At 55.1% G+C, this 5,116-nt stretch carries 3 protein-coding genes; 1 reads left to right on the top strand and 2 read right to left on the bottom strand.

The window, feature by feature from the left end; genetic code table 11:
* Window positions 1-156 precede the first annotated feature (156 nt).
* Both ACLQ7H_RS01195 and ACLQ7H_RS01190 read right to left on the bottom strand, forming a co-directional pair.
* A complete protein-coding gene (locus tag ACLQ7H_RS01195) occupies window positions 157-2,520 on the bottom strand; it encodes a TIM-barrel domain-containing protein (protein ID WP_411751093.1) in 2,364 nt (787 codons plus the stop codon).
* 11 nt (window positions 2,521-2,531) lie between these two features.
* Complete coding sequence (locus ACLQ7H_RS01190) at window positions 2,532-3,839, bottom strand: MFS transporter (protein ID WP_411751092.1); 1,308 nt, start codon at window positions 3,837-3,839, stop codon at window positions 2,532-2,534.
* A 348-nt stretch (window positions 3,840-4,187) separates the two neighbouring features.
* Between ACLQ7H_RS01190 and ACLQ7H_RS01185 the strand changes: the two genes are divergently transcribed.
* The coding region (locus tag ACLQ7H_RS01185) for a LacI family DNA-binding transcriptional regulator (RefSeq protein WP_411751091.1) at window positions 4,188-5,116 on the top strand (929 nt) is incomplete at its 3' end.

The raw sequence follows: 5,116 nt of genomic DNA, 5'->3' as shown, positions 1-5,116 counted from the left end.
CAATAGGCTAATTTAGCTTGTAAGCTGGTCTTTTTCACAGAGAACACCTTATGGGTACCTAGATAGCAGTGTATTAATGATAACCAATCCCACGCCAAACTTCATCCAGTTTGATACTTCCCCAACCCTCTGCAGAGGGTTGGGATATGACATTAATTACAGCACATAAGTCCCCCGGCAGACCCCATTCACCCACAGTTCGCGAGTCTCGCCTGCTGGCAACACAATGTTCAGCGCCTGCCACGTCGGTTTGAAATGTCCTTCTTGGGTGAAGGTCAGTTCGATGCGCTGATTGTCACTCTCCGCCTCCCAGCGGAGCCACAGCGCATTATTCTGCTGCCAGCCATGGCTTTCCCCGTCGTCTTCAAACAGCAGGCCTGAGGACCATACACAGCCCTTGGTCGGGAACAACCTCAGTTCCCGGCGATCGTCTGCCACATGATCCACATGCCCCAACCGCTGCGACATCGGGAGCCCGGCCCCAGCGCGTACCAGCAGTGGCAAACGTTCCAGCGGTGCTTCCAGCACAATGCTTTGGCCGCCGCTGTACCATTGGCCGCTATAGAAGCAGTACCAGCCATCAACGTTATCCGGCAGGTAGACTTCACGCTGGCGCTGCCCCTGCTCTACCACGCTGGCCACCAGCAGGTCGCGGCCAATCAGGAAATCATCGGTCTCACCGAAGGTGCACTCATCGTGTTCATGATCGAGGAAGGTTGGCCGCAGCATCGGCTCATCATCATGGCTCGCCTGCCACAGCAGCGTGTAGAAGTAAGGCATCAGCCGATAACGCAGGTTGATAGCATCACGGATCATCGGCGTGGCCGCCGGGTACATCCAGGGCTCGTTAACGGTGGCGTCATCATTCCACGAATGGATGGTAAAACGCGGGTGCATGACTCCGTTTTGTACCCAACGCACCAACAGTTCCGCGTCCGGTTTATCGCCGGAGAAGCCCCCCACGTCGTGTCCGACGTTAAACAACCCGGACAGGCTCATACCCACTCCCATGCGGGTGTTATAGCGCAGGGTTTGCCAACTGGTGCGGTTGTCTCCACTCCAGGTTTGCACATAGCGCTGCATACCGGCGCAGCCGGAGCGCGAGATCAAATAAGGCCGCAGGTTCGGTGCAAAGCGCTGCTGTGCTTCAAGCGAGGCACGCATCATCAGCAACGGCATCACCGGACGAATATGCTTGATGGCAATCGGCTTGCCAAACCCATGGCAGCGCGCTTCACCATCCCACACCTCATACTCGTTGTTGTCATTCCAGGTGGAATCAATCCCCATTTCCAGCAGTTGTTCCGTCACCCCCTGCTGCCACCAGCGCACCGCTGCCGGGTTGGTGAAGTCAAGGTGCGAACCTTCGTCATCCCAGAAGCTGGAACGTTCTGGGCCGTCGCTTTGCGAATCGCGGATAAACAAGCCAAGTTCTGCCACCTGCTGATATTTGGGATGATCCTGCAACAGACAGGGTTTGATATTCGCTGCCAGCTTCAGCCCGGCATCGTGGAAGGCTTGGCTAAGCTGTTTAGGCTGCGGCACCTTGTCGTAGTTCCAGTTGAAGACGTAGCGCTTGTTATTGATCGAGGTATAGCCCGAAGAAAGCTGGAACGAATCGCACGGGATGGCGTGCTGGCGGCATAGCTGGATAAACTGCTGCAACTGCTGCTGGGCATCCGGCGCATCGGTGTAATGCATCGTCGAGCCGCTGTAACCCAGGCTCCACTTCGGCCCAAAATGGGTTTTACCGGTCAGCCTCACAAAGGCTTTGGTGACGTCGAGCACCTTTGGCCCCAGGAACAGATAGTAATCCAGATCGCCTGCCTCTGCCTGATAGCGGCGGTAGGCCAGATGATAGTTGTCGATCTCATTCCCCAGATCCAGCCAGCAACTGCTCAGGTTGTCATAAAACAGGCCAAAGCTGACCGCTTCCCGGCGCGTGATGGTAAATGGGATATGTTTGTAGAGCGGATCGGTGCTGGCGGCGTTGTAGCCCATCGCGTCCAGGTTACGCATTTCAAAGCGGCGGCCGGTACGCTCCAGATCGCCCGCCTTTTCACCTAGCCCATAGTAACGTTCGCCCTGATGGCGGCGCTGATAGTGCGCCACGCCGTCGCCGTGCGCATTAAGCAGATAGGCACTGGTTGGGCGATCCGCAGCCAGTGGCAACCATTCTCCCACCACGTTGCAATATTCCCATTCCAGCCACAGCGGCTGATGTACCGTCACGCGCAGCTGTGGGGTTGTCACCGTCAAACTGTCACCCTGCTGACCAAGTTGATAGCCCGGTAGGCCAAAACCGGCGACGCTCAGGCGATCCCGCCCTTCCCAAGGCACATCCTCCTGCGGGGCAATACTCCAGGTGCGATCCAGCGCCAGTTCGCCGCAGCGTTTGATCAGCACGCGCAACAGATTGTTTTCCAACACGTACAAGCAGAACAGGTGTTGCTCGTCCACCAGCAGTTCAATACGGTCGGCGTATTGCCCAGCCAGCGTCCAGTTTTTTAACGTTTTCATAATGATCCAACTTAAACAGTAGATGAAGGTTTTTTGCCGCGCTCGGCGATCAGAGCAATCAGGAACATCGCACCAATCAGATCGAAGAAGCCCATAGCGACGAAGAGCGGGTTGAAACCGACGGTGTCAGAAACGGCGCCAATCAACAGCGTGAACAGAAAACTGGCGATCCAGGCGCTGGAGCCGCGCATACCGTTCACCGTCGCCATCTGGTTTTTATCGAAGGATTCCACTACCAGTGCGCTCAACATGCAGGAGATCACCTGATGTCCAAAGCCACCAATGGAGATCAGCGCGATCGCGATGTAGGGATCTTTGGTGATCGCGACAAACGCCAGCGAGACCATCATGAAGGCTCCGGTCACCGAACTGGCCACCACCGAGTTCACGCGGGAACAGCCGAACCATTTGCGATACAGCGTAGTGAGATAACCACTGGCGACGCTGCCGATATCCGCCGCCAGGAACGGCAGCCAGGCAAACATGGCGATCTGTTTGAGATCCATGCCACGCTCGGTGGCCAGGTACAACGGCACCCAGAAACTGAATACCGCCCAAGCCGGTTCAGCCAGAAACGCGGGGATGGCGATGCCGTAGAATTTTTTGTTTTTGCACAGGATCGCCAACGATTTAAAGAACGGCAGCTTCGGCAGTACCGGTTCATTATCCTCGTTGATCAGATCAAACTCCTTTTGGCTCAGATTCGGGTGCTGTTGCGGCGAGTGGTAAAACCCCCACCACAAAACCACCCAGATCAGTGCCAGGGCACCAGAGAACAGGAAAGCTCCCTGCCAGCCGAAGGACACGTGAGCAATCACAATAATCGGCGGAGCCAACATCGCCCCGATTGAGAAACCCACTCCTGCCCAGCCTGCGGCAATCGGCCGTTCTTTTTTCGGGAACCAGTCAGAAATCGCTTTGGCGTTGGCCGGGGTAGCCGCCGCTTCTGCTGCGCCCATGAAGAAACGCAAGATCGCCAGTTGCAACCAAGTGCCCGCGCCAGCATGCATCATGCACACCACGGCCCAGATGCTGGCACAAATCAGGAACCCCATCTTCAGACCGATGACGTCGATCAGCCAACCACAGATGGGTTGGAACAGGGTATAAGCCAGTTGGAAGGAGGCTACCACCCAAGAGTATTGCTCGGTGGTCATGTTGAGGCTGGTTTTCAGCTCAGGTGCCAAAATGCCCAGCGAGTTGCGGGTAATGTAGTTAACCGTGACGCCCAACAGGAACAGGGCCAACATCCACCAGCGCAACGATTTGAATTTACGGCGGCTGCTGGCGACTACCGTTTGATTGATTTCTACACTCATCTTGATCTCCGTGGCGACCATACGCCTGTTTGGTAGGGCAACTCTTGGTAACGGAGGTGTTAACAGCGTTATTTGTGACGGCGACCACAATACAACGTCAATGCTGCGACAACCCTATGATTTAATGTTGTTTTACTTGTATTACATCCGGTAAATTGGACTGATAAATCTATAAAATTGGTGTACCAAGGCAGACTAACCAGCGGAGAGTGCGAGTGAAATGGTGATTTTTGCAAAAATTTTCATTCACCAGTTAAAATTTCGCCATTGCAGCCATAGAAAGCCACCTGTAAGACAGATATAGCCCGTGAGAATATTTTCACAGATGAATTTGAAGGAGATCACAAAATGAACGGAAAGTTGAAAATACAGGAAATTGCGCGCCAAACCGGGCTTTCGATCAGCACCGTTTCACGCGTGTTGGCAGGGAAATCCAACACCAGTGCCGAGGCGCGGCAACGGGTGCTGGCCTGCGCACAGCAAAACGGTATTTTGCAGGGGCTTTCCAACGGCAGGCTGATGTTGAACAACGTGATGGTGTTTGCCCCGCAGCGCGCCTTTGATGTCCGCACCGATATCTTCTACTACAAGGTGATCCAGGGGATCACCACTGCACTGGCGCAACATGATGTGAGGATCCGCTACTGCGGGTTGGAGGAGCAACACAGTGACAGCGTGCTGTTTCTGGAAAAGATGAGCGATCCGTTAACTGAAGCCGTGCTGATCATCGGCATTGATGACGAGCATATCCATACGCTGGCCGCCGATCTGAACAAGCCCTGCATTCTGATTAACTGCACCGATCGCCAGATGCGGCTAGACAGCGTCTCTCCCGATCACCAACTGATTGGAGAGTATTCCGCCAACTATCTGTTGCAACAGGGCCACAGCCGTATCCTCAATCTGCAATGTCTGCGGCGCAATACCATGGAACTGCGGCTAGCGGGGATCAAACAGGCCTATACACGGCACAATATTCCCTTCGATGACCGCCAGCATCTGGTCACCACCTCCGGTTTCGGCAGCGAAGAAGCCGAGCAGGCCATCACAACCTTTATCAACAGCATAACCGACCGGGCGCAATTGCCGACGGCGATCCTGGCAGGGGGTGACTATATGGCGGTGGGTGCCGTCAACGCGCTAAAGAAAATGCACATCAGCGTGCCAAGGCATATTTCGGTGATGAGTACGGATGGCTTTAATCTGGCGGAGATCCACGACGTGCCGCTGACCTCGGTTCACGTTCCTCGTGATGAGCTGGGTGCAGAGGCCATCGC

Source organism: Serratia sp. (in: enterobacteria) (genome assembly GCF_046715635.1).
Taxonomy (GTDB): domain Bacteria; phylum Pseudomonadota; class Gammaproteobacteria; order Enterobacterales; family Enterobacteriaceae; genus Chania.
The sequence above is the reverse complement of the archived record's forward strand: the minus strand, read 5'-3'. Positions and strand labels throughout refer to the sequence as shown.

Bases quoted from the DNA above. Each gene is read 5' to 3' on its own strand.
- ACLQ7H_RS01195 (WP_411751093.1), bottom strand. From the start codon at position 2,520: ATGAAAACGTTAAAAAACTGGACGCTGGCTGGGCAATACGCCGACCGT.
- ACLQ7H_RS01190 (WP_411751092.1), bottom strand. From the start codon at position 3,839: ATGAGTGTAGAAATCAATCAAACGGTAGTCGCCAGCAGCCGCCGTAAA.